The following is a 20,229-nucleotide window of genomic DNA, read 5'->3' on the forward strand; positions in this document are numbered from 1 at the left end:
CACTAACGCTCCTGGTTGTAGGTGCTGTCAGGACCGAAGCCCTGACCGTTCGTTTCACTGCTTGCGCTGCGACCCCGCTCGACACCGCGGCGCAGGTTGCTCAACCTGCCCCGGACGTCCTCGGGAGCGCGGGAGACCTGTGGGCCGCCCTGGGGGGTGGTCTCGGCGGCTCCCTCGACCAGGTTGGCCTTGGGCACCCGCCTCGGCAGACCGGAGGAGGTGACCCCGCCCGCCTTGGGCTTCTTGAGCGCCGAAGCCTGCTGCCAGCGCTCGTCGTTGGCCGAGCGCCAGTCACCGTTGCCGTTGCTCTCCGGTGCGGAGGCCGGCGGTTCCTGGGCCACGTGCCGCGAGCCGAACATGTCGGTCGTGCTGCCCGTGCCGTTCGTTCCGTTCGCACGGGCCGTGCCGTTCGCTCCGCCCCCGCCGGATCCGCGGCGGGGAAGCCCCGCCTCGGTCAGGTCGTGAGCGGCCGACGGGGCCGGACCCGGACGGTCGAAGCCTACGTGGTCGCGCTCACCGACGTCAGCGGCCTGCACGGGTTCCGCTTCGGGAGCGTACTGGCCCTGGTACCCGTTCTGGTACCCGTCCTGCTGCGGCCAGTCGTCCTGGTAGCGGCGCTCCTCGAAGGCCGGGATGGATTCCGGTACCGACGTGTCCGCCTGGGCAGGCTCCGCATACGTGGGCTCGGGGTAGCCGCCGTTCGGCGAGAAGGCGTCGCTCTGCGGCACACCGCCGTTCGGCGCGTAGTACTGCTCGTCGTACGACGCCTGCTGCGGCTCCTCGTACGCGGCGCGCTGCTGCGGCTCGGCGTAGGGCGACTGCTGCTGCTCCTCGTAGCCGGAGGGCTGCTGGAAGCCGCCGTGGCCGTTTTCGTAGGCGGCCTGCTGCGCGTCGAACTCGTCGGCGTACGACGGGTTCGCGCCCTCCAGGGACGGCTGGCCGTGCTGGGCCTCCAGGGCCGCGCGGCGCTCCTCACGCATGAGGGAGCGGCCCACGGGGTCCAGCTCGCGTATGTCGTCCGGGACCTCGGTGTAGCGGCTGTCGTCGAAGCCGAGCTCGGCGGCCGTGCGCATCGGCAGGCCGTTGTTGAAGTTCTCGCCGCCGAAGCTCTGCTCCGGGATGATCTGCGAGACGGTGAACTCGTCCTGGGACGGCTGCTGCTGCTCGCCACCACCACCGTGGGTGATCGCGTCCGGCAGCATGACCAGCGAGGTCGTACCGGCCTGCTCGCCCGAGGGACGCAGCTGGACGCGGATGCCGTGCCGGTCGGACAGCCGGCCGACCACGAACAGACCCATGCGCTGCGAGATCGCGGCGTCCACGGTCGGCGGGTTGGCCAGCTTGTGGTTGATGTCCGCGAAGTCCTCGGCGGTGAGGCCGATGCCCTTGTCGTGGATCTCGATCATCACGCGGCCGTCGGGGAGACGGGTCGCGGTCACGCGGACCTTGGTCTGCGGGGAGGAGAACGTGGTGGCGTTCTCCAGGAGCTCGGCGAGCAGGTGCACGAGGTCGGTCACGGCGCGGCCGTGGATCTCGGCCTCCGGGACGCCCGAGAGCTCGATGCGCTCGTACTGCTCCACCTCGGAGGAGGCGGCGCGGAGCACGTCGACCAGCGGGACCGGCTGGTCCCAGCGGCGGCCGGGCTCCTCGCCGGCGAGGACCAGGAGGTTCTCGCCGTTGCGGCGCATACGGGTCGCGAGGTGGTCCAGGCGGAAGAGGTTCTCCAGCTGGTCCGGGTCGGCCTCGTTGTTCTCCAGCTCGGTGATGAGGGTCAGCTGGCCCTCGATCAGGGACTGGTTGCGGCGCGACAGGTTGGTGAAGATCGCGTTGATGTTGCCCCGCAGGAGGGCCTGCTCGGCGGCGAGCCGGACGGCCTCGCGGTGGACCTGGTCGAAGGCGCGGGCGACTTCGCCGATCTCGTCGGTCGTGGTGATCGGGATCGGCGTGACCCGGGTGTCGACCCGGCCGGGGTCGGTGCGGGAGAGCTGGTCGACCAGCATCGGCAGGCGCTGCTCGGCGATACCGAAGGCGGCGTTGCGCAGCTGGCGCATCGAGCGGGACATCTGGCGGGCCACCATGCCGGCCAGGATGAACGCGGCGAGCAGGGCGACCACGACGGCGGCACCGGTGATGAAGGCGTCGCGCTGGGCGTCGTCGGCGATGCTGGCGGCCTCGTCCACGGCCTTGTCGGCCATGTCGGACTCGATCGTCCGGTAGACGTTGTACTTGAGGGTGTTGACCGCCCACCAGTTCTCGGCGGTGATGCCCTTCGTGGCGAGCACGTCACGCTCGGACTTGTCCGTGGAGGTCAGACCGCCGATGGCCCGGACCATGTCGACCGGGTCGGACGGCGGCGGCACATAGGCGGAGTTCTTCTGCTTGGCTTCCTTGGCCGCCGTCGCGCCGTCGGCCAGGGCCTGCTTCTGCAGGGTGTCCAGCTTCTGGGCGTCGGCCTCGGTGCCACCACCGATGTACTCCTCGATGGCGATGCCCTCGAGGTAGGCGTACGAGGTGAGCGCGGTGCGCTGGGAGGCGAAGCTCTTGGGATCGGTGCCCGGCTTGATCAGCAGGTGCATGCCGATGGAGCGCTCGAGCGACAGCGAGGCCTTGGTCAGCGCGATCGCGTAGACGGTACGGCCGTAGCTGGTGATGTTTCCGGTGCCGAGACCGAGCTCGTTGGAGAACTCCATCAAGGGGTGCGCGACCTCGACGTAGCCCTCTTCGGTCTGCACACCGGTGCGCTTGGCGGTGTACGCCGTCGCACGCAGATTCTGGAGCTTCGGCTCGACCTTGCGGAAGATGTCGAGGCGGCGCTGGAGGCCCGCCGTCTGCGGCATGTTCTGCGCGGCCTCGTCGAAGGCGTCGGCGGCGGTGTCAGTGGCCTTGCGGGCGGCGACGACCGTCTTGTCGTCCTCGCCCAGGCCCTGGAGCAGCGGGGCGGCGGTGGAGTCGCGCTCGGTGTAGAGGGCGTCGCCGTAGGTCAGGGCGGCCCGGACCAGACGTGCGGTCTTCTCCGCGTCCTCGGCCTGCTGCCAGGTGTCGATCGAGCTCTTCACCTGGAAGCCGCCCATGACGAGGCCGACCAGCACGGGTATGAGCAGGATCGCGTTCAGCCGCGTCGGCACGCGCCAGTTGCGCGGGGAGAGACGGCTGCCGCTCGGAGCCGGCGCTGCCGTCGGTTCCGAACCTGGCACAGGGGCGGGCGCCGCTCCGCGCGGCGGCGGGGTGAAGTTGCCCCGGGCCGACGGCTCGGGACCGTTCTTGCTTCGCCTCACTCGACCAACAACCTTCCGGCGGGGTCGGCACCAACGTTGTGCCGCAGTCTCTCAGAGCCCAGTGCGCCATCGACTAGTGAGTACGTCTTTGACTATTGGGCAGTTCAGGCATTCCAGCATGTCGGCCTACGGTCCTCCAAACATGGGAGGGCGAGGATTCCGAGTGATGTAAGCCCTAGATAAAACGGTCATAAAGAGCGAGCCCCGTCAAATGACGGGGCTTTTGTGAGCGCAGTGAGACCGGTTGACAACGACGCGTGGCCGTACCACCCGATTCCTCTGCCGAAACGTTATGAACACCAGGGCCGACCGTGTCAAAGGACACAGCCGGCTCCGGGGCGTCTACGACAACTTCCGTAGGACACGGACGATTTGAGTGCTACCGCAGCCGTGCCATCAAAGCGTGCTCGACCAGTGTGATCAGGGCACTCTTCGCATCCGAGCGGTGGCGGGCGTCCGTCGTGATGATCGGGGTGTCCGGACCGATCTGCAGCGCCTCGCGCACCTCCTCGGGTGCGTAGGGCTGGTGCCCCTCGAAGCCGTTGAGCGCGACGACGAAGGGGAGACCCGAGTTCTCGAAGTAGTCGACCGCGGGGAAGCAGTCGGCGAGACGGCGGGTGTCCACCAGCACGATCGCGCCGATGGCGCCGCGCACCAGGTCGTCCCACATGAACCAGAAGCGGTCCTGGCCCGGCGTACCGAAGAGGTACAGGATCAGGTCCTGGTCCAGGGTGATGCGTCCGAAGTCCATGGCGACCGTGGTGGTCGTCTTGCCCCCGGTGTGCGTGAGGTCGTCGATCCCCGCGCTCGCCGAGGTCATGACGGCCTCGGTGCGCAGCGGGTTGATCTCGGAGACGGCGCCCACGAACGTGGTCTTGCCGACGCCGAAGCCGCCGGCCACCACGATCTTCGCGGAGGTGGTCGCCCGGCCTCCGTCAGAGCTTGCGAAGTCCACTGAGCACCCTTTCGAGCAGTGTCACGTCCGGAGCGCCGGTGCTCTCGTCGCCGCCCGGCTGGTGGATGGCGACGAGACCCGCCTCGGCGAGGTCCGCGACGAGAATGCGGGCCACACCGAGCGGCATGTTGAGCAGCGCCGACACCTCGGCCACCGACTTCACCTCACGGCACAGGTGGCAGATGCGCTGGTGCTCGGGGAGCAGGCCCATCAGTGCCGCCGGGTCGGCCGTGGTGCTGATCAGGGCCTCAATGGCGAGCTGGTAGCGCGGCCGGGTCCGGCCGCCGGTCATCGCGTACGGACGTACCAGCGGCTGGTCGCCCTCATCCTCGTACGGCTCCGCGTACGGATCATGAGAGGCGGTGGGCGGGGTCATGAATCCTCCGGACGGGACAGCAAGTCGGTCAGTCAAGCCGTCTGACATGGCCGGTGGGGGGATTGTGGCGGCCGGACGGTGATTTGGTGAGACAGGTGGATCCGGGGCCGGTCAGTGAAGCAGACTGCCCTGTAGTTCGGCGCGGAGATCAGGCGTGAGGACCGCCCCCGCGCGGTCGACGAGCAAGGCCATCTCGTAGCCCACCAGGCCGATGTCGCAGTCGGGGTGCGCGAGCACGGCCAGGGACGAGCCGTCCGAGACGGACATCAGGAACAGGAAACCCCGCTCCATCTCGACGACCGTCTGTGCCACGTTGCCGCCCTCGAAGATCCGGGAGGCCCCGGCCGTCAGCGAGGTGAGACCCGACGCGACGGCCGCAAGCTGGTCGGCGCGGTCACGCGGGAAACCCTCGGACATCGCCAGAAGGAGTCCGTCGGCGGACACGACGACGGTGTGGGACACCCCGGGGGTGTTGTCCACGAAGTTGGTGATCAACCAGTTCAAGTTCTGTGCCGCCTGGCTCATCGGGCTCAACTAACGCTCCTGCTGGTGAGTGGGGCTCGGGAAGCTGCCCGTCTGGCCGGTGCCGGCCTGACGACCTTGCTGGATACCCCGACGGAGATTGGTCAGACGGCCGCGTACGTCATCAGGCGCACGCGAGACTGCCGGACCGGATTGGTGCTGTTGCTGCTGAGCCGTGCCCGGGACGAGGTTCGCCCGGGGCACCCGGCGCGGGAGGCCGGAGGTGGTGACCCCGCCCGCGGCCGGCTGCCTGACCCGCTCGGCCTGCCGGACGAGGTCGTCGTTCGGCGAGCTGCGCCAGGAGGCGTTGGCCGCGGTCCGCTGGGGAGCGGATGCGGGGGACTGGGGTGCCGCGGGAGTCTGCGGCTGCTGCGGGGCCGGAGCGCTGCCCTGCTGATCCTGCTGGCCGCCCTGCTGACCATGGAACCAGTTGGTCTCCAGGGTGTCGTACAGCGGCGTCCGTCCGTCGCCGGCGCTCGTCGCCGGAGGCAGCGCCTCGGGCTCCTGACGGGCGGGACGCTGCGGACGTGGCGGGACCGGGGGACGCGGGGCGCCGAAGTCGGCCGGACCACGTCCGCCGTTCGTCTGCGGTCGCTCGAACTGGCCGGTGTGCTGCGGGTTCTGGTGACCCGGCAGGGCGTGCTGGCCGGTGGAGCTGCTGTCCTGGCCCGGCATCGGGAACTGGCCCGTGGAGCCGTTGTCGTACCCCTGCGGAGTCGTGAACTGGCCCGTCGCCGAGGGGCTGGTCTGCCCCGGGGCGCCGAAGACGTCCGGGCGGACGAACGAACCCGTGCCGCTCTGCGGAGCCTCGGTACCGGGGCGGGCGAACTGGCCCGTGTTCTGCGGGGCGTCGTACTCGGAGCGGGCGAACTGACCGGTGTTCTGCGGGGCGTCGTACTCGGAGCGGGCGAACTGACCGGTGTTCTGCGGGGCGTCGAAGTCCGGGCGGGCGAACTCGGAGGTGGCGCCGGGCCCCTGGCGGCTGTCGGACCGGGGGATCGCGGGCATCTCCGTGGTCGCGCCCGGGCCGTGCCGGTCGTCGATCCGCGGCATACGGGACGTCTGCGCGGCGTCCTGCTCGTCATGGCCGCGCGGGGTGTCGAGCGAGGTGTGCGAGATCTGCGGCTGCGCGTTCTCGTCGCTCCAGCTGGGCGTCCGGGGCTGCTGCGGGTTGCCGCCGGGCAGCTCGGCCCGCGGACCGCCACGGCCCGGGAGCTGACGCCCACGGCGACGGCCCTGCTGCTCGTTGCCCGAGTTGCCCGCGGGAGCGGACTGCTGCGGCGGTACGGGACCACGGCCGCCACCGAAGGCGTCCTGCGGCGCGGTGGTACCCGCGGCCTGCAGACCCTGCGGAGCACCCGGCGCCTGACCGCCGAACCCGGCGCCCGCACCGGCCGGGGAAGGCCGGCCCTGCGGAGGAGCCGAGGGAGCCTGAGGTCCGCGCGCGCCACCCGGCGCACCCGGACGACCACTGTTGCCCGTGCCCGGCAGCGCGGCCCGCGGCCCCTGACCGGCATTGAGCCGGCCACCGGGCTGAGCGCCGGCACCGAGGGCACCGCCACCGAAGGCCGCACCCGCACCGAGAGAGCCGCCCTGCTGACCGGGGCCACGACGGGCCGCGGCCACACCGGCGGCCGCCTGTGCGGCGGACGGGGCGCCACCGGCACCCTGACCGGGCTTGGGCTGCGGCTTCTTGCCGCCCTGGGCGACATCGACGGGCAGCATGACCAGCGCGGTCGTACCACCGGAATCGGACGGGCGCAGCTGGATGCGGATGCCGTGACGCTGCGACAGCCGGCCGACCACGAACAGACCCATGCGTCGGGAGACCGAGACGTCCACGGTGGGCGGCGAGGCGAGCCGCTCGTTGATCGCGGCGAGGTCCTCGGGGGAGAGGCCGATGCCGGTGTCGTGAATCTCGATCAGCACGCGGCCGTCGGGCAGCGCGTGACCGGTGACCTTGACCTTGGTCTGCGGCGAGGAGAAGGAGGTCGCGTTCTCGAGCAGCTCGGCGAGGAGGTGCACGAGGTCGTTGACCACGCGGCCGGCGACTTCGGTGGTCGGCACCGAGGCCAGCTCGATGCGCTCGTACTGCTCCACCTCGGAGGCGGCGGCGCGCAGCACGTCGACCAGCGGGACCGGGCGGGTCCAGCGGCGGCCGGGCTCTTCACCGGCGAGAACCAGAAGGTTTTCACCGTTACGGCGCATACGGGTCGCGAGGTGGTCCAGCTTGAACAGCGAGGACAGCTGGTCCGGGTCGGCCTCACGGGACTCGAGCTCGGAGATCAGCGACAGCTGGCGCTGGATAAGACCCTGGGAGCGGCGCGAGAGGTTGGTGAACATCGCGTTGACGTTGCCCCGGAGAAGGGCCTGCTCGGCGGCGAGGCGGACCGCCTCGCGGTGCACGTCGTCGAAGGCCGCGGCCACCTTGCCGATCTCGTCCCGGGAGTGCACACCGACCGACTCCACGGACGTGTCGACGTCCTGCGGGTCGGACTCGGACAGCGCCTTGACCAGCTCGGGCAGCCGGTCCGTGGCGACCTTGGTGGCGGTCTCCTCCAGCCGGCGCAGCGAGCGGATCATGGACCGGGCCACGACGAAGGCGCCGACGAGCGAGATGCCGAGCACGAGCAGGATCAGCGCACCGGAGATGATCGCTTCCTGCTCCGACTCGTTGCGCAGCTCGCGGGCCTTCTGCTCCATCTCCTCGAGCAGCGTGTGCTCGATCTTGCCCATCTGGTCGATCTTGGAGGAGCTGTCGTCCACCCAGTCCTGGTAGGACCGCTTGTCCAGGTTCTCCAGACCGTCCTGGGCGTTCAGGGCACGGCTGGCGTAGGTGTCGGCGGACTGGATGGTCGAGTTGTTGTCGCTGATGGGATCCATGAGCTCCACGGCGCTGGTCTTGCCGTAGATGACCTGGAAGCTCTTGATGTCGGCCTCTTCGTTGGTGAGAGCCGACTGGCCGTAGAGCCGGTCGTTCTCGGAGAGGTCGCCGAACGTCGTCTTGTTCGCAGGCAGGGCCGCCGCGAGGACCGCGCGCTGCACGGAGGAGTACTCCTTGGCGGCGGAGAAGGCCGCCAGGGCACGCGTGCGCTGGATCATCTCGGGGTTGCTGGTCGCCTGCGCCATGTCGCGCGAGAGGTCGAGCAGCTGCGTCACGAGGCGGTGGTAGGCCTCCACCGTCTGGGTGGAGTTGTCCTTCTGCTCGTACGCGGTGTTGCGGATCTTCTCGATACCGCGCAGGTTGCTGACCAGGAGCACCACGTTGTCGCGGACGCCCTGGAGGCTGCCGCCCTCGGCGTCGATCTCCTCAGAGGAGTCGACGAAGTCCTCGAGGGCGCGGTCCGTCTTGTCGCGCAGACCCTTGATCGTGTACTCGGTCGCGCTGGAGCCGTGCGCCAGCGGACCGGCGGACAGGTCGCGTTCCTTCTGGAGCGCGTCGGCCAGCGCGGTCGCCTGCTTGGTCATGTCCGTCAGCAGCTTCATGTTCTCGAGCTGCTGGATGTCGTCCATGTTGTCGCTGATGCGCAGGGCGCCCAGCGAGGTGGCCGCGACCACGGGCAGCGCGAGCAGCGACACCAGGCGCGTGGAGATACGCCAGTTGCGCAGCGCTATTCGCGAGCCGGGGCCGGTCGGGCCCTTCGGCGCCTTCACCGTCGGGGCGGCTGGGTTCGCGGGTCCGGAGGACGCCGCGCCGGGTCGACCGGAGCGCTCGCCCCCGTCGCCGGACGTGGCCGCCTGGCCCGGGTTCTGGGCGTGCTGGGGCGCGGAGCCGCCTTTCGGGCCAGTCCCGCCGTGCGGCTCCGGCTCCGCCGAAGCGCTGCCATCCCTCTTGAAACGTCCCTGCACTAGCGTCGCAACCTCTGGACCAGGCACCCCTCCGCGTGAACGGAAGGACACGGTGTCGGCGTACTGGGGGGCGCCCTGAATTACGCCCCCCGATGGTCGTGAGTGACCGGCGCTGGCTCCCCCTTACTCGCCGCCACCCGGCGCGCGGTGCGCCCCCTGTGCGCCGGCTCGTTCCTGCGGCGGTTCGTGAGATTCCAGCACAGTGCAGGATCTCCAACAAGGGCCGTAGGCCAGGCTGTGACTTCCGTGACACCACGTGAGGGACGGGTTACGAGACGTAGAAAGTGATCCACTCAAAAGTGGACGTACCCGAACGGATCCCTTGTGGGACAAGGGTGTCCCAGTCGCCATGATCAGGAGCGGAATGGTGGCTTCAGGGGGTCAATGTCCGTTTCGTTGGGGTGGATTGCAGGCCTGAATTGACCGCTTTGCGTCTCACCCCGTGAGCAAACTCACATGCGGATCATGGGGTCTTCACGCCTTCGGAGGGGAATCGCATGTTTAGCCTGACGCTTTACATGACGTAACACTTTGACAACCCGCGCCCGTCCGGCGCCCTAAGACGACAAGGTCTCGTACAACCGTGAAGACGACGATGATGTTCCGCAACATAGCCAACCCGCGGCGCACGACGCTGGCGCACCTCGAGGACGCCGACGACCTGCAGACCCCGGAGCTCCCGGAGCTCCCGGAGCACTCCGTCGACCTCCCGGCCCAGACCGCCAACCCGCGCCGCACGATCCTGATGGACGTCCCGGTCCCCGCCACCGCCGAGTAGATCACGCTCGTACGACCGTCGGGGCGCCCGCGTAATGCGCGAGGCGCCGGCCCTTTGCCGCGTTAGCCTGGAGCGTCAGACTCCAGACGGCTCAAGTGAGGGGCGCAAGGATCCCGTGCGCATCGCCAGATTCTCCATCGACGGGAACGTCGCCTTCGGCGCGGTCGAGGGCGACAAGCCTGACGAGCTCGTCCTCGACATCATCAAGGGCATCCCGTTCGCGGACTTCGAGCTCTCCGGTACGAAGGTCCCGCTGAGCAAGGTCCGGCTGCTGCCGCCGGTGCTCCCCAACAAGGTCGTGGCCTACGGCCGCAACTACGCCGAGCACGCGCGGGAACTGGGCAACGAGGTGCCCGACGCCCCGTTCGCCTTCTTCAAGCCGTCCACCTCGGTGATCGGCTCCGGCGACGAGATCCAGTACCCGTCCTTTTCCGAGGACCTCCACCACGAGGCCGAGCTGGCCGTGGTCATCGGCCGTATGTGCCGCGAGGTCCCGCGCGACCGCGTCAAGGACGTCATCCTCGGCTACACCTGCGCCAACGACATCACCGCCCGCGACGTCCAGAAGCGCGAGAAGCAGTGGGCCCGGGCCAAGGGCTTCGACACCTCCTGCCCGCTGGGCCCCTGGGTGGAGACGGACCTCGACCCCGCCGATCTCACGATCCAGCTCACGGTCAACGGCCAACAGCGCCAGCTCGGCCGCACCAGCGAGATGATCCACCCGATCGAGGATCTGATCGTCAACATCTCCGAGGCCATGACGCTGCTCCCCGGCGACGTGATCCTCACGGGCACCCCGGCAGGCGTCGGGCCGCTCACCGTCGGCGACGAGGTCGCCGTCACCATCGAAGGCATCGGCACTCTCACCAACAAGGTTGTCAAGCGTGGCTAGCGCACCCGTCCGCGTACGTTTCTGCCCCTCGCCCACCGGTAACCCCCATGTGGGCCTGGTCCGCACCGCCCTGTTCAACTGGGCGTTCGCCAAGCACCACCAGGGCACGCTCGTCTTCCGCATCGAGGACACCGACGCGGCCCGTGACTCCGAGGAGTCCTACGACCAGCTGCTCGACTCGATGCGCTGGCTGGGCTTCGACTGGGACGAGGGCCCCGAGATCGGCGGCCCGCACGCGCCGTACCGCCAGTCGCAGCGCATGGACCTCTACAAGGAGGTCGCGGGCAAGCTCCTGGACGCCGGTCACGCCTACCGCTGCTACTGCTCCCAGGAGGAGCTGGACACCCGCCGCGAGGCCGCCCGCGCCGCCGGCAAGCCCTCCGGCTACGACGGCCACTGCCGCGAGCTGACCGAGGCGCAGGTCCAGGAGTACAAGGCGCAGGGCCGTGCGCCCATCGTCCGCTTCCGCATGCCCGACGAGACGATCACCTTCACGGACCTGGTCCGCGGCGAGCTGACGTTCACCCCGGAGAACGTGCCGGACTACGGGATCGTCCGAGCCAACGGGGCACCCCTCTACACGCTCGTGAACCCGGTCGACGACGCCCTGATGGAGATCACCCACGTCCTGCGCGGCGAGGACCTGCTCTCCTCCACCCCGCGCCAGATCGCCCTGTACAAGGCGCTGACCGAGCTGGGCATCGCCAAGCAGACCCCGTCCTTCGGCCACCTGCCGTACGTGATGGGCGAGGGCAACAAGAAGCTCTCCAAGCGCGACCCGGAGTCCTCGCTCAACCTGTACCGCGAGCGCGGCTTCCTGCCCGAGGGGCTGCTCAACTACCTCTCCCTCCTCGGCTGGTCGCTCTCGGCCGACCAGGACATCTTCACGATGGACGAGATGGTCGCGGCCTTCGACATCGCGGACGTCCAGCCCAACCCGGCCCGCTTCGACCTCAAGAAGTGCGAGTCGATCAACGGCGACCACATCCGCCTGCTGGACGTGAAGGACTTCACCGAGCGCTGCGCCCCCTGGCTGCGGGCCCCGTTCGCCCCCTGGGCGCCGGAGGACTTCGACGAGTCGAAGTGGCACGCGATCGCCCCGCACGCCCAGACCCGTCTGAAGGTCCTCTCGGAGATCACGGACAACGTCGACTTCCTGTTCCTGGCGGAGCCGGTCTTCGACGAGCCGTCCTGGACCAAGGCGATGAAGGACGGCTCCGACGCCCTGCTCCGCACGGCTCGCGCGAAGCTGGAGTCGGCGGACTGGACGTCCGCCGAGTCCCTCAAGGAGGCCGTCCTGGCGGCGGGCGAGGCCCACGGCCTCAAGCTCGGCAAGGCCCAGGCCCCGGTCCGGGTCGCCGTCACCGGCCGCACGGTCGGCCTGCCCCTCTTCGAGTCCCTGGAAGTGCTGGGCAAGGAGACGACCCTGGCCCGCGTCGACGCGGCCCTGGTGAAGCTGACGGCGTGACGCACGCGCACGTGAGGGGCGGCACCGGGTCACCGGGTGCCGCCCCTTCGCCGTACCCCGGACAGGGCGGCAACTCCCGGGTTACGGTCGGATCATGAGCATTCGCGCCGTGGTCTGGGACGTGGACGACACCCTCTTCGACTACACCGGTGCCGACCGCGCCGGAATGCGCCTGCACCTCGCGGCCGAGGGGCTGTTGGAGGCGTACGAGAGCGCCGAGCAGGCCATCGTGAGCTGGCGGGAGATCACCGACGTCCAGTGGGCGCGGTTCTCGGCGGGGGAGGTCGACTTCCAGGGACAGCGCCGGGACCGGGTGCGGGCCTTCCTGGGCGAGGCGCTGAGCGACGCGGAGGCCGACGCCTGGTTCCAGCGGTACGTCGCGCACTACGAGACGGTCTGGGCCCTCTTCCCGGACGTCCTGCCCGTCTTGGACGCCCTCGCCGCCAGCCACCGGCACGCGGTGCTCTCCAACTCCAGCATCCACGTCCAGGACCGCAAACTGCGCGCCCTCGGCGTGTACGACCGCTTCGAGGCCGTCCTCTGTGCGGCCGAACTCGGCGTCTCCAAGCCGCAGGCCGGTGCCTTCCACGCGGCATGCGAGGCCCTGGAACTCGCCCCGGAGCAGGTGGCCTACGTCGGTGACCATCCGGAGATCGACGGACGCGGTGCCGTCGAGGCCGGCCTGCGTTCCTTCTGGATCGACCGCGACGGTGTGTACGCGACCGGCACCGCACCCGTGGGCCCCCACCGGATCGCCACCCTCGCCGAACTCCCCGCGCTCCTCGGCGCGGATACCCGTTTTGGAGCCCCGTCCACCTTCGGGTAATGTTCTTCCTGCGCCGCCGGAGAGCGGGCCGAAAGGGCCGGGACCGACGGAGCAAACTAGAACAAGATCCCCTTCGGGGCTTGCGTTCCAGTGGCCTATGGTGTAATTGGCAGCACGACTGATTCTGGTTCAGTTAGTCTTGGTTCGAGTCCAGGTAGGCCAGCTCGCAGAGCTCATCTGCAGGCGGAGATCGATTCCGCAAAGCCCCCGTTGTGTAGCGGCCTAGCACGCTGCCCTCTCAAGGCAGTAGCGCCGGTTCGAATCCGGTCGGGGGTACAGATCCTTCCCGCGAGGATGGTCAGGGTAGCTCCCGCCGATCTCGATGCAGGATCGCTAGGGCCCCCGTTGTGTAGCGGCCTAGCACGCCGCCCTCTCAAGGCGGTAGCGCCGGTTCGAATCCGGTCGGGGGTACGAAAAGCTTTAAACCATATTGGTCTATGGTGTAATTGGCAACACTACGGTTTCTGGTACCGTCATTCTTGGTTCGAGTCCAGGTAGACCAGCTCGGAACTGCGGAAACGCAGGATCGCTAGGGCCCCCGTTGTGTAGCGGCCTAGCACGCCGCCCTCTCAAGGCGGTAGCGCCGGTTCGAATCCGGTCGGGGGTACGCAGAGTGAAGGCCCTCCACTTCGGTGGGGGGCCTTCGCCGTTCCCGGCGCCCTACTCGTAGCCGTACCTCCGCGTCGACTCCTCCTCCTGCGCCAGCCGGTGCAGCGCCTGGAGCATCGGCTCGACGAGCACCACACCCAGCACCGCGACCTCCGCCTTCTCGGCCTCCGAGACATGCGACTCCATGAACTCCATGTCCAGTTCGGCCACTTGGTGCATGAGCCGGGCGTAGGGCACGAGAGTTTCGGGGTCCCAGTCGTAGCCGAGGCGGCGCAGGGCGGCCGTCGCCACCACGAGGGAGCGGAAAGAGGGCGAGATCGTCGTCATGGCCTGGGCGTTGGACCACCCCAGCGTCCGGAGCAGCTCCTCCATCGCGACCCGCGCGCCCTGCACGAACTCGTCGTCCGCGGCCGGCTCCGGCACCTGCGGCATGGCCCACACCGCCGCGCCCAGCCGCATCGCGCGGGGCAGCGACTCGTCGTCGACATGCCCCAGCACCTCCCGGACCGTGGCCACCGGCACCCGGCCGACCTGGATCATCGCGCGGATCAGCTTCAGCCGGCGCAGGTGCTCCTCGTCGTACTCGGCCGTCGTCGTGTTGATCTGGCTGCCGGGGGCCAACAGCCCTTCGCGCAGGTAGTACTTGATCGTCGCCGTGGACACCCCACTGCGCTCGCTCAGTTCGGCCAGCCGCATGTCTTGCGCCCTTCATTGGCGAGTGTCACTATCCAAGCATCACTCAGGAGGATAGTGCCGCTATCCGACAGGGGAAAACGGGGGCTCGTCATGTTCGCCAAGCCGGTACCGGGTCGCACCACCGCCGACACCGAGGGCGATGTGGTCGTCCTGCTGATCGGCATGCGCATCAACCACTTCTGGGCCGTGCACCACTGGTTCCCGGTGCTCCTGGCCATGCCGCGGATGCTGCGCGAGCTGGGGAGGGCGCCCGAGCGGGGACTGCTCAGCCATGTCCTGCTGACGGCCAACCCGCGGACGTACTACGTCGTCCAGTACTGGGAGTCCAAGGAGAAGCTCTACGCCTACGCGCAGGCACCGGACATGTTCCACCGCCGGGCGTGGGCGATCATCAACCGCAAGGAGAAGGCGGGGAAGGCCAGGCAGCACGTCGGGCTGTGGCACGAGACCTATGTCGTGCCCGAGGGATCGTACGAGTCGATCTACGCCGACATGCCTGCCTTCGGACTCGCGGCGGCACACGGCCAGGTGCCGCTGGAGCGGCGGGGGCGTACCGGCAAGGACCGCTTCGCGCACCGGTCGGCGAAGGCGAAGGTGGCTGAAGAGGCCAAGTGACGGGGGATCGGGGGACGGGGAGGGCTTGCCGCGGCGTTGGGGCAGGTCCTTCCCGCTGTGGTGTCCCGGGTTCGTCAGCCGGTGCGGCGCAGGGCCTCGGAGAGGCGGGCGGCGGCGTCGATGACCGCCTGGGCGTGCATACGGCCCGGGTGGCGCGTCAGGCGCTCGATGGGGCCGGAGACCGAGACGGCGGCCACGACACGGTTGGAGGGACCGCGTACGGGCGCGGAGACGGACGCCACGCCCGGCTCGCGCTCACCGATGGACTGGGCCCAGCCTCGGCGTCGTACGCCGGAGAGTGCGGTGGCCGTGAAACGGGCGCCCTGCAGGCCGCGGTGGAGGCGCTCGGGCTCCTCCCAGGCCATCAGGATCTGGGCCGAGGAGCCGGCCTTCATCGTGAGCGTCGAGCCGACCGGGACGGTGTCCCGAAGTCCGGACAGCCGCTCGGCCGCGGCGACGCAGATGCGCATGTCGCCCTGGCGGCGGTAGAGCTGCGCGCTCTCGCCCGTGATGTCACGGAGATGCGTGAGCACCGGGCCCGCGGTGGCGAGAAGGCGGTCCTCGCCCGCGGCCGCGGCCAGCTCCGCCAGCCGGGGGCCGAGAATGAAACGACCCTGCATGTCGCGCGCCACCATACGGTGGTGTTCCAAGGCCACGGCCAGCCGGTGGGCCGTGGGTCGTGCCAGTCCGGTGGCCGCCACAAGACCTGCGAGGGTGGCCGGACCGGACTCCAGGGCGCTGAGGACAAGGGCTGCCTTGTCCAGAACGCCGACGCCGCTACTGTTGTCCATGAAACGATACTCACGTCTCACTCTGTGAAACGCAAGTTCCTTTTTTCGTGAGACGCGCAACCCTTGGATACACAGCGGCCCGCGGACCAACGGGCCTGGTGGCGGCTGCCCGGGAAACCAGGGGGTGCGGGCGCCGCTTCCTGAAGATCTCTAGTTGGGCCGGCGCACCATTTGCCGGCCGGAGGGAAAGCGATGGGTAGGACACTCGCGGAGAAGGTCTGGGACGACCATGTCGTCCGGCGCGCCGAGGGCGAGCCCGACCTCCTCTTCATCGATCTGCACCTGCTGCACGAAGTGACCAGCCCGCAGGCCTTCGACGGCCTTCGCAAGAGCGGTCGCCCGGTGCGCAGGCTCGACCTGACCATCGCCACCGAGGATCACAACACCCCGACCCTCGACATCGACAAGCCCATCGCCGACCCGGTCTCCCGGGTCCAGCTGGAGACGCTGCGCAAGAACGCCGCCGATTTCGGTGTGCGCCTGCACTCGCTGGGCGACGTCGAGCAGGGTGTCGTCCACGTCGTGGGCCCGCAGCTGGGTCTGACCCAGCCCGGCATGACGGTCGTCTGCGGCGACTCCCACACCTCCACGCACGGCGCCTTCGGCGGTCTGGCGTTCGGCATCGGCACCTCCCAGGTGGAGCATGTGCTGGCCACCCAGACGCTGCCGCTGGTCCGCCCGAAGACCATGGCCATCACGGTCGACGGCGAACTGCCCGACGGCGTCACCGCCAAGGACCTGATCCTGGCGATCATCGCGCGGATCGGCACCGGCGGCGGCCAGGGCTATGTCCTGGAGTACCGCGGCTCCGCCATCGAGAAGCTCTCGATGGAGGCCCGGATGACCATCTGCAACATGTCGATCGAGGCCGGCGCCCGCGCGGGCATGATCGCCCCCGACCAGACCACCTTCGACTACCTCGAGGGCCGTGTGCACGCCCCCAAGGGCGAGGACTGGGACGCGGCCGTCGCGTACTGGAAGACGCTGAAGTCGGACGAGGACGCGGAGTTCGACGCCGAGGTCGTCATCAAGGCCGACGAGCTGTCGCCGTTCGTCACCTGGGGCACCAACCCCGGCCAGGGCGCGCCGCTTTCGGCGGACGTCCCCGATCCTGCTTCGTACGAAGACGCTTCGGAGCGCCACGCCGCCGAAAAGGCCCTGGAATACATGGGGTTGGAGGCCGGACAGCCGCTGCGCTCCATCAAGGTGGACACCGTCTTCGTAGGTTCGTGCACCAACGGCCGCATCGAGGACCTGCGCGCCGCCGCCGAGCTCGTCAAGGGCCGCAAAGTCGCCGACGGCGTACGGATGCTGGTCGTCCCCGGCTCCGCGCGGGTCGGTCTGCAGGCCGTCTCCGAGGGCCTGGACGTCGTCTTCAAGGACGCCGGCGCCGAATGGCGGCACGCGGGCTGCTCGATGTGTCTGGGCATGAACCCGGACCAGCTGGCCCCGGGTGAGCGCTCAGCGTCCACCTCCAACCGCAACTTCGAGGGCCGGCAGGGCAAGGGTGGCCGTACGCACCTGGTCTCGCCGCAGGTCGCCGCCGCGACCGCCGTGCTGGGCCACCTGGCCTCGCCCGCCGACCTGTCCGACGCCCCTGTGCCCGCTGGAGTCTGAGAGTCATGGAAGCATTCACCACGCACACCGGCCGGGCCGTCCCGCTGCGCCGCTCCAACGTCGACACCGACCAGATCATCCCTGCTCACTGGCTCAAGAAGGTGACCAGGGACGGGTTCGAGGACGGTCTGTTCGAGGCCTGGCGCAAGGACGAGAAATTCATCCTCAACCAGCCCGAGCGCGAGGGCGCGACCGTTCTGGTCGCCGGCCCCGACTTCGGCACCGGCTCCTCCCGTGAGCACGCCGTGTGGGCGCTGCAGAACTACGGCTTCAAGGCCGTCATCTCCTCCCGGTTCGCCGACATCTTCCGCGGCAACTCGCTCAAGAACGGCCTGCTCACGGTGGTTCTGGAGCAGAAGATCGTGGATGCGCTCCAGGAGCTCACGGAGAACGACCCCCAGACCGAGGTCACGGTCGACCTGGAGGCCCGCGAGGTGCGCGCCGAGGGCATCACCGCGAGCTTCGAGCTGGACGAGAACTCCCGCTGGCGGCTGCTGAACGGGCTGGACGACATCTCCATCACCCTCCAGAACGAGGAAGACATCGCCACCTACGAGGCCAAGCGGCCCTCGTACAAGCCGCGGACGATCGAGGTCTGATCCGGAGCCGTCCAACAGGTCGACTTTCGGCCACCGCAACACCCCCGCCGTACCCCCGATCAGCCCGATCGGGGGTACGGCTGTGTCCGCACCCGAACGGCCCTGCACGCGCTCGTGACTGTCCTCAACTTCCCACGTTAGGAGGGGTGTTGTCGGGGTACGCGACTTGTACAGCCGCGGCTTCCGCAAGCGCCCGGAAGGCCGTTTGAGGCGGCAGTTGCACCCTGAGCAGGCGACAACTCGCCCCAGATGGCACAATCTGTGCATGGAACACGACGGCCAACTCAAGCTCTATGCGGCAGTCGCGGACCAACTCAAGGAAGCGCACACAAGAGTGCGTGCACTGCAAGTCCCGGAGGGCGTACGGATGGCGCTGACCCGGAAGCTGCTGGTCATTACGGCCGCGGCCAAGCACGATCTCGCCGATGCGGCAAGGCGTCTGGAGGCCTTCACGGCGGACCTCGACGCGGGTCGATTCCCCGAAGAGGAACGCTGAACAAGTCCGAGACAGTCGAACCCGTTGCGGCACAAGGGTGATAAGCCCGTTTCGTGTTTGATTTGCGGTATATATCTGCCTAACGTGCGAAAAAGCCTGAACAGTTTCGTTCGGGCAATGTCTCCGAAGGGGAAGACGTGAACAAGGCGCAGCTCGTAGAAGCGATTGCCGACAAGGTTGGTGGCCGTCAGCAGGCCGCCGACGCGGTCGACGCGGTCCTGGACGCCATCGTCCGCGCGACCGTGGCGGGGGACCGGGTCTCGGTCACCGGCTTCGGTTCGTTCGAGAAGGTCGACCGCCCGGCTCGTTACGCCCGCAACCCCCAGACGGGCGAGCGGGTTCGGGTCAAGAAGACCTCCGTTCCGCGCTTCCGTGCGGGCCAGGGCTTCAAGGACCTGGTGAGCGGCACGAAGAAGCTCCCGAAGAACGACGTCGCGGTCAAGAAGGCGCCCAAGGGCAGCCTGACCGGCGGGGCTTCGGCGACGGTCAAGAAGGCCGCCGCGAAGAAGGCCGCCCCGGCGAAGAAGGCGACGGCCGCCGCGAAGAAGACCACGGCGAAGAAGACGGCCGCCAAGAAGACCACGGCGACCGCGAAGAAGGCCACGGCGAAGAAGACGACGGCCAAGAAGACCACGGGCGCCGCCAAGACCACCGCTGCGAAGAAGACCGCCGCCAAGAAGGCGACGGCCAAGAAGGCCCCGGCGAAGAAGGCGACGGCCAAGAAGGCCCCCGCCAAGAAGTCGACGGCTCGCACGACCACCGCCAAGAAGACCACCGCCCGCAAGAGGTAGGGGCACAGGGGTACTCACGCGCCGGGCCGGACTCCGTGTCGGAGTCCGGCCCGCGGCGTGTTCGGAAGGGCTTTCTCAGAAGGTCTGCAAGGTCACCAGGGTGATGCGGGCGGTGTCCTTCGTGCCCTCCAGTTCGATCCGCACCCGCTGTCCGGGCCGCAGCAGCCTCAGCCCGCCCGCGTCGAACGCCGGGGCGTCGAAGGGGACGGGGGTGCCGTCGTCCAGCAGCACGCTGCCGGTGCGGGTTTCGGCGTCGTACGTGTAAGCGGTGGCGTGCATGGTCGTCAGGGTAGTGGTTCGTTGTCGGGTGCGGGCTCGTTGTGGCTGGTCGCGCCCACGCGGCGGAGCCGTATATCGATACGGCCCCGCGCCCCTAGAGGTCGGGAATCAACAGCCCCGCCGACACAGTCGCCGTCCGCGGCCCCACTCCCAGCGTCAGTGCCACACGCAGGTCCTCGCCGGTGTCCACGTCCTGGCGTACGGAATCCACCTCGGTGAGACACAGCTCCACCGCCCCTGACGCGCGATGGCGGGCCCTGGAATCAGTGCCGAAAGCGGGACGCAATTCGTGGCCCTTCCCCGCGGCCAGCAGTGTCGTACCGATTGCTGCCGCATCCGGGAGAAAAGCACGGGGGAATTCGGCGGCCGCATCCAGTACCCGGGCCAATTCCAGCGGGCGCAGTGCCGGCAGATCGGCATTCAGGGCTGCCACGGCGCTTTCGGGGTGCCGAGCGCGTACGGTCGCGGCCCCGTGCGCCAACGCCGCGTTCAGGCCCGCGCGCGGCTCGTCGGGGATGACCCGGGCGCCCAGGGCGATCAGCTCCCGCGTCGCCAGGGCGTCGTCCGTGACGACCGCCACATCCCCGACGGCAGGGCTGGCCAGCGCGGCTGCCACCGTGTCCTGGGCGAAGGCGAGAGCCAGGCCCGGACGCAACTCGTCGGTGGCGGTGTCCGAGAGCCTGCTCTTGGCGCGCGCCAGGGGCTTCAGGGGTATGACCAAGATCCACTGCACGGGCGTTCCGTCCCTCTCTTGTCGCGAGCATTGTCACTCAGCCGTCACCTGGGCCATCTGGC

Annotated in this window: 18 protein-coding genes and 5 tRNA genes; 14 read left to right on the top strand and 9 right to left on the bottom strand. The window is 69.1% G+C overall.

The window, feature by feature from the left end; translation table 11 throughout:
* Positions 1-2 precede the first annotated feature (2 nt).
* From OHU89_RS34785 to OHU89_RS34805, 5 genes are all read right to left on the bottom strand, one after another.
* Positions 3-3,275 carry a nitrate- and nitrite sensing domain-containing protein gene (locus OHU89_RS34785; protein ID WP_405648925.1) on the bottom strand — a complete coding sequence of 1,091 codons (3,273 nt, stop codon included), beginning with the start codon at positions 3,273-3,275 and terminating at the stop codon, positions 3-5.
* Between the two features lie 379 nt (positions 3,276-3,654).
* Complete coding sequence (locus OHU89_RS34790; RefSeq protein ID WP_046258886.1) at positions 3,655-4,230, bottom strand: ATP/GTP-binding protein; 576 nt, start codon at positions 4,228-4,230, stop codon at positions 3,655-3,657.
* Positions 4,211-4,606 (bottom strand): DUF742 domain-containing protein, encoded by a 396-nt coding sequence (locus OHU89_RS34795; RefSeq protein ID WP_164334572.1) that lies wholly within the window; start codon positions 4,604-4,606, stop codon positions 4,211-4,213. Before OHU89_RS34795 ends, OHU89_RS34790 begins: the two co-directional genes overlap by 20 nt.
* Before the next feature lie 111 nt (positions 4,607-4,717).
* Complete coding sequence (locus tag OHU89_RS34800; RefSeq protein ID WP_046258885.1) at positions 4,718-5,131, bottom strand: roadblock/LC7 domain-containing protein; 414 nt, start codon at positions 5,129-5,131, stop codon at positions 4,718-4,720.
* Positions 5,132-5,140: 9 nt separating this feature from the next.
* Positions 5,141-8,977, bottom strand: coding sequence for a nitrate- and nitrite sensing domain-containing protein (locus OHU89_RS34805; protein ID WP_405648927.1), 3,837 nt, complete (start codon positions 8,975-8,977; stop codon positions 5,141-5,143).
* A gap of 583 nt (positions 8,978-9,560) precedes the next feature.
* Here OHU89_RS34805 and OHU89_RS34810 point away from each other — a divergent pair.
* From OHU89_RS34810 to OHU89_RS34850, 9 genes are all read left to right on the top strand, one after another.
* A complete protein-coding gene (locus tag OHU89_RS34810) occupies positions 9,561-9,755 on the top strand; it encodes a hypothetical protein (protein WP_405648928.1) in 195 nt (64 codons plus the stop codon).
* A 115-nt stretch (positions 9,756-9,870) separates the two neighbouring features.
* Positions 9,871-10,647, top strand: coding sequence for a fumarylacetoacetate hydrolase family protein (locus tag OHU89_RS34815; RefSeq protein WP_266887611.1), 777 nt, complete (start codon positions 9,871-9,873; stop codon positions 10,645-10,647).
* Positions 10,631-12,115, top strand: coding sequence for a glutamate--tRNA ligase (gene gltX, locus OHU89_RS34820; protein WP_405648929.1), 1,485 nt, complete (start codon positions 10,631-10,633; stop codon positions 12,113-12,115). The genes OHU89_RS34815 and gltX overlap by 17 nt, the downstream gene beginning before the upstream one ends.
* A 94-nt stretch (positions 12,116-12,209) precedes the next feature.
* The gene (locus OHU89_RS34825; protein ID WP_405648930.1) at positions 12,210-12,941 is read left to right on the top strand and encodes an HAD family hydrolase; all 732 of its coding nucleotides are present in this window, start codon (positions 12,210-12,212) and stop codon (positions 12,939-12,941) included.
* A gap of 91 nt (positions 12,942-13,032) precedes the next feature.
* Positions 13,033-13,104, top strand: a tRNA-Gln gene (locus OHU89_RS34830).
* 40 nt (positions 13,105-13,144) lie between these two features.
* A tRNA-Glu gene (locus tag OHU89_RS34835) sits at positions 13,145-13,217 on the top strand.
* Between the two features lie 62 nt (positions 13,218-13,279).
* A tRNA-Glu gene (locus OHU89_RS34840) sits at positions 13,280-13,352 on the top strand.
* A gap of 20 nt (positions 13,353-13,372) precedes the next feature.
* Positions 13,373-13,444 (top strand) — tRNA-Gln (locus OHU89_RS34845).
* A 31-nt stretch (positions 13,445-13,475) separates the two neighbouring features.
* Positions 13,476-13,548: transfer RNA gene (locus OHU89_RS34850), tRNA-Glu, on the top strand.
* A 53-nt stretch (positions 13,549-13,601) separates the two neighbouring features.
* On the opposite strand, the gene OHU89_RS34855 is transcribed toward OHU89_RS34850, so the two are convergent.
* Complete coding sequence (locus tag OHU89_RS34855; RefSeq protein ID WP_405648931.1) at positions 13,602-14,246, bottom strand: MerR family transcriptional regulator; 645 nt, start codon at positions 14,244-14,246, stop codon at positions 13,602-13,604.
* A gap of 90 nt (positions 14,247-14,336) precedes the next feature.
* Between OHU89_RS34855 and OHU89_RS34860 the strand changes: the two genes are divergently transcribed.
* Positions 14,337-14,861, top strand: a complete 525-nt coding sequence (locus tag OHU89_RS34860) for a DUF4188 domain-containing protein (RefSeq protein WP_365402598.1) — start codon at positions 14,337-14,339, stop codon at positions 14,859-14,861.
* A gap of 74 nt (positions 14,862-14,935) precedes the next feature.
* Here the strand turns inward: OHU89_RS34860 and ndgR are convergent, their stop codons facing one another.
* Positions 14,936-15,652: an IclR family transcriptional regulator NdgR gene (ndgR, locus tag OHU89_RS34865; protein WP_007384919.1), complete on the bottom strand. Its 717-nt coding sequence runs from the start codon at positions 15,650-15,652 to the stop codon at positions 14,936-14,938.
* A gap of 192 nt (positions 15,653-15,844) precedes the next feature.
* Here ndgR and leuC point away from each other — a divergent pair, with 192 nt between their 5' ends.
* The 4 genes from leuC (at position 15,845) to OHU89_RS34885 (ending at position 19,155) form a co-directional block, all read left to right on the top strand.
* The gene (gene leuC / locus OHU89_RS34870; protein ID WP_266887600.1) at positions 15,845-17,269 is read left to right on the top strand and encodes a 3-isopropylmalate dehydratase large subunit; all 1,425 of its coding nucleotides are present in this window, start codon (positions 15,845-15,847) and stop codon (positions 17,267-17,269) included.
* A gap of 5 nt (positions 17,270-17,274) precedes the next feature.
* Entirely contained in the window at positions 17,275-17,868 is a 594-nt protein-coding gene (gene leuD / locus OHU89_RS34875) for a 3-isopropylmalate dehydratase small subunit (protein ID WP_266887598.1), read from the top strand.
* A gap of 265 nt (positions 17,869-18,133) precedes the next feature.
* Positions 18,134-18,364, top strand: a complete 231-nt coding sequence (locus OHU89_RS34880; RefSeq protein ID WP_046258874.1) for a hypothetical protein — start codon at positions 18,134-18,136, stop codon at positions 18,362-18,364.
* Positions 18,365-18,501: 137 nt separating this feature from the next.
* A complete protein-coding gene (locus OHU89_RS34885; protein WP_405648932.1) occupies positions 18,502-19,155 on the top strand; it encodes an HU family DNA-binding protein in 654 nt (217 codons plus the stop codon).
* A 75-nt stretch (positions 19,156-19,230) separates the two neighbouring features.
* Here the strand turns inward: OHU89_RS34885 and OHU89_RS34890 are convergent, their stop codons facing one another.
* Both OHU89_RS34890 and cofC read right to left on the bottom strand, forming a co-directional pair.
* Positions 19,231-19,434, bottom strand: coding sequence for a hypothetical protein (locus tag OHU89_RS34890; protein ID WP_405648934.1), 204 nt, complete (start codon positions 19,432-19,434; stop codon positions 19,231-19,233).
* A gap of 94 nt (positions 19,435-19,528) precedes the next feature.
* Entirely contained in the window at positions 19,529-20,167 is a 639-nt protein-coding gene (gene cofC / locus OHU89_RS34895) for a 2-phospho-L-lactate guanylyltransferase (RefSeq protein ID WP_405648935.1), read from the bottom strand.
* Positions 20,168-20,229 lie beyond the last annotated feature (62 nt).

The sequence above is a fragment of the Streptomyces sp. NBC_00019 genome, assembly GCF_045041015.1.
Classification (GTDB): Bacteria; Actinomycetota; Actinomycetes; order Streptomycetales; family Streptomycetaceae; genus Streptomyces.

Coding starts and splice junctions, on each gene's coding strand:
- OHU89_RS34795 (WP_164334572.1), bottom strand. CDS start 4,606: ATGACCCCGCCCACCGCCTCTCATGATCCGTACGCGGAGCCGTACGAG.
- OHU89_RS34800 (WP_046258885.1), bottom strand. CDS start 5,131: ATGAGCCAGGCGGCACAGAACTTGAACTGGTTGATCACCAACTTCGTG.
- OHU89_RS34825 (WP_405648930.1), top strand. CDS start 12,210: ATGAGCATTCGCGCCGTGGTCTGGGACGTGGACGACACCCTCTTCGAC.
- OHU89_RS34855 (WP_405648931.1), bottom strand. CDS start 14,246: ATGCGGCTGGCCGAACTGAGCGAGCGCAGTGGGGTGTCCACGGCGACG.
- OHU89_RS34860 (WP_365402598.1), top strand. CDS start 14,337: ATGTTCGCCAAGCCGGTACCGGGTCGCACCACCGCCGACACCGAGGGC.
- ndgR (WP_007384919.1), bottom strand. CDS start 15,652: ATGGACAACAGTAGCGGCGTCGGCGTTCTGGACAAGGCAGCCCTTGTC.
- leuC (WP_266887600.1), top strand. CDS start 15,845: ATGGGTAGGACACTCGCGGAGAAGGTCTGGGACGACCATGTCGTCCGG.
- leuD (WP_266887598.1), top strand. CDS start 17,275: ATGGAAGCATTCACCACGCACACCGGCCGGGCCGTCCCGCTGCGCCGC.
- OHU89_RS34880 (WP_046258874.1), top strand. CDS start 18,134: ATGGAACACGACGGCCAACTCAAGCTCTATGCGGCAGTCGCGGACCAA.
- OHU89_RS34890 (WP_405648934.1), bottom strand. CDS start 19,434: ATGCACGCCACCGCTTACACGTACGACGCCGAAACCCGCACCGGCAGC.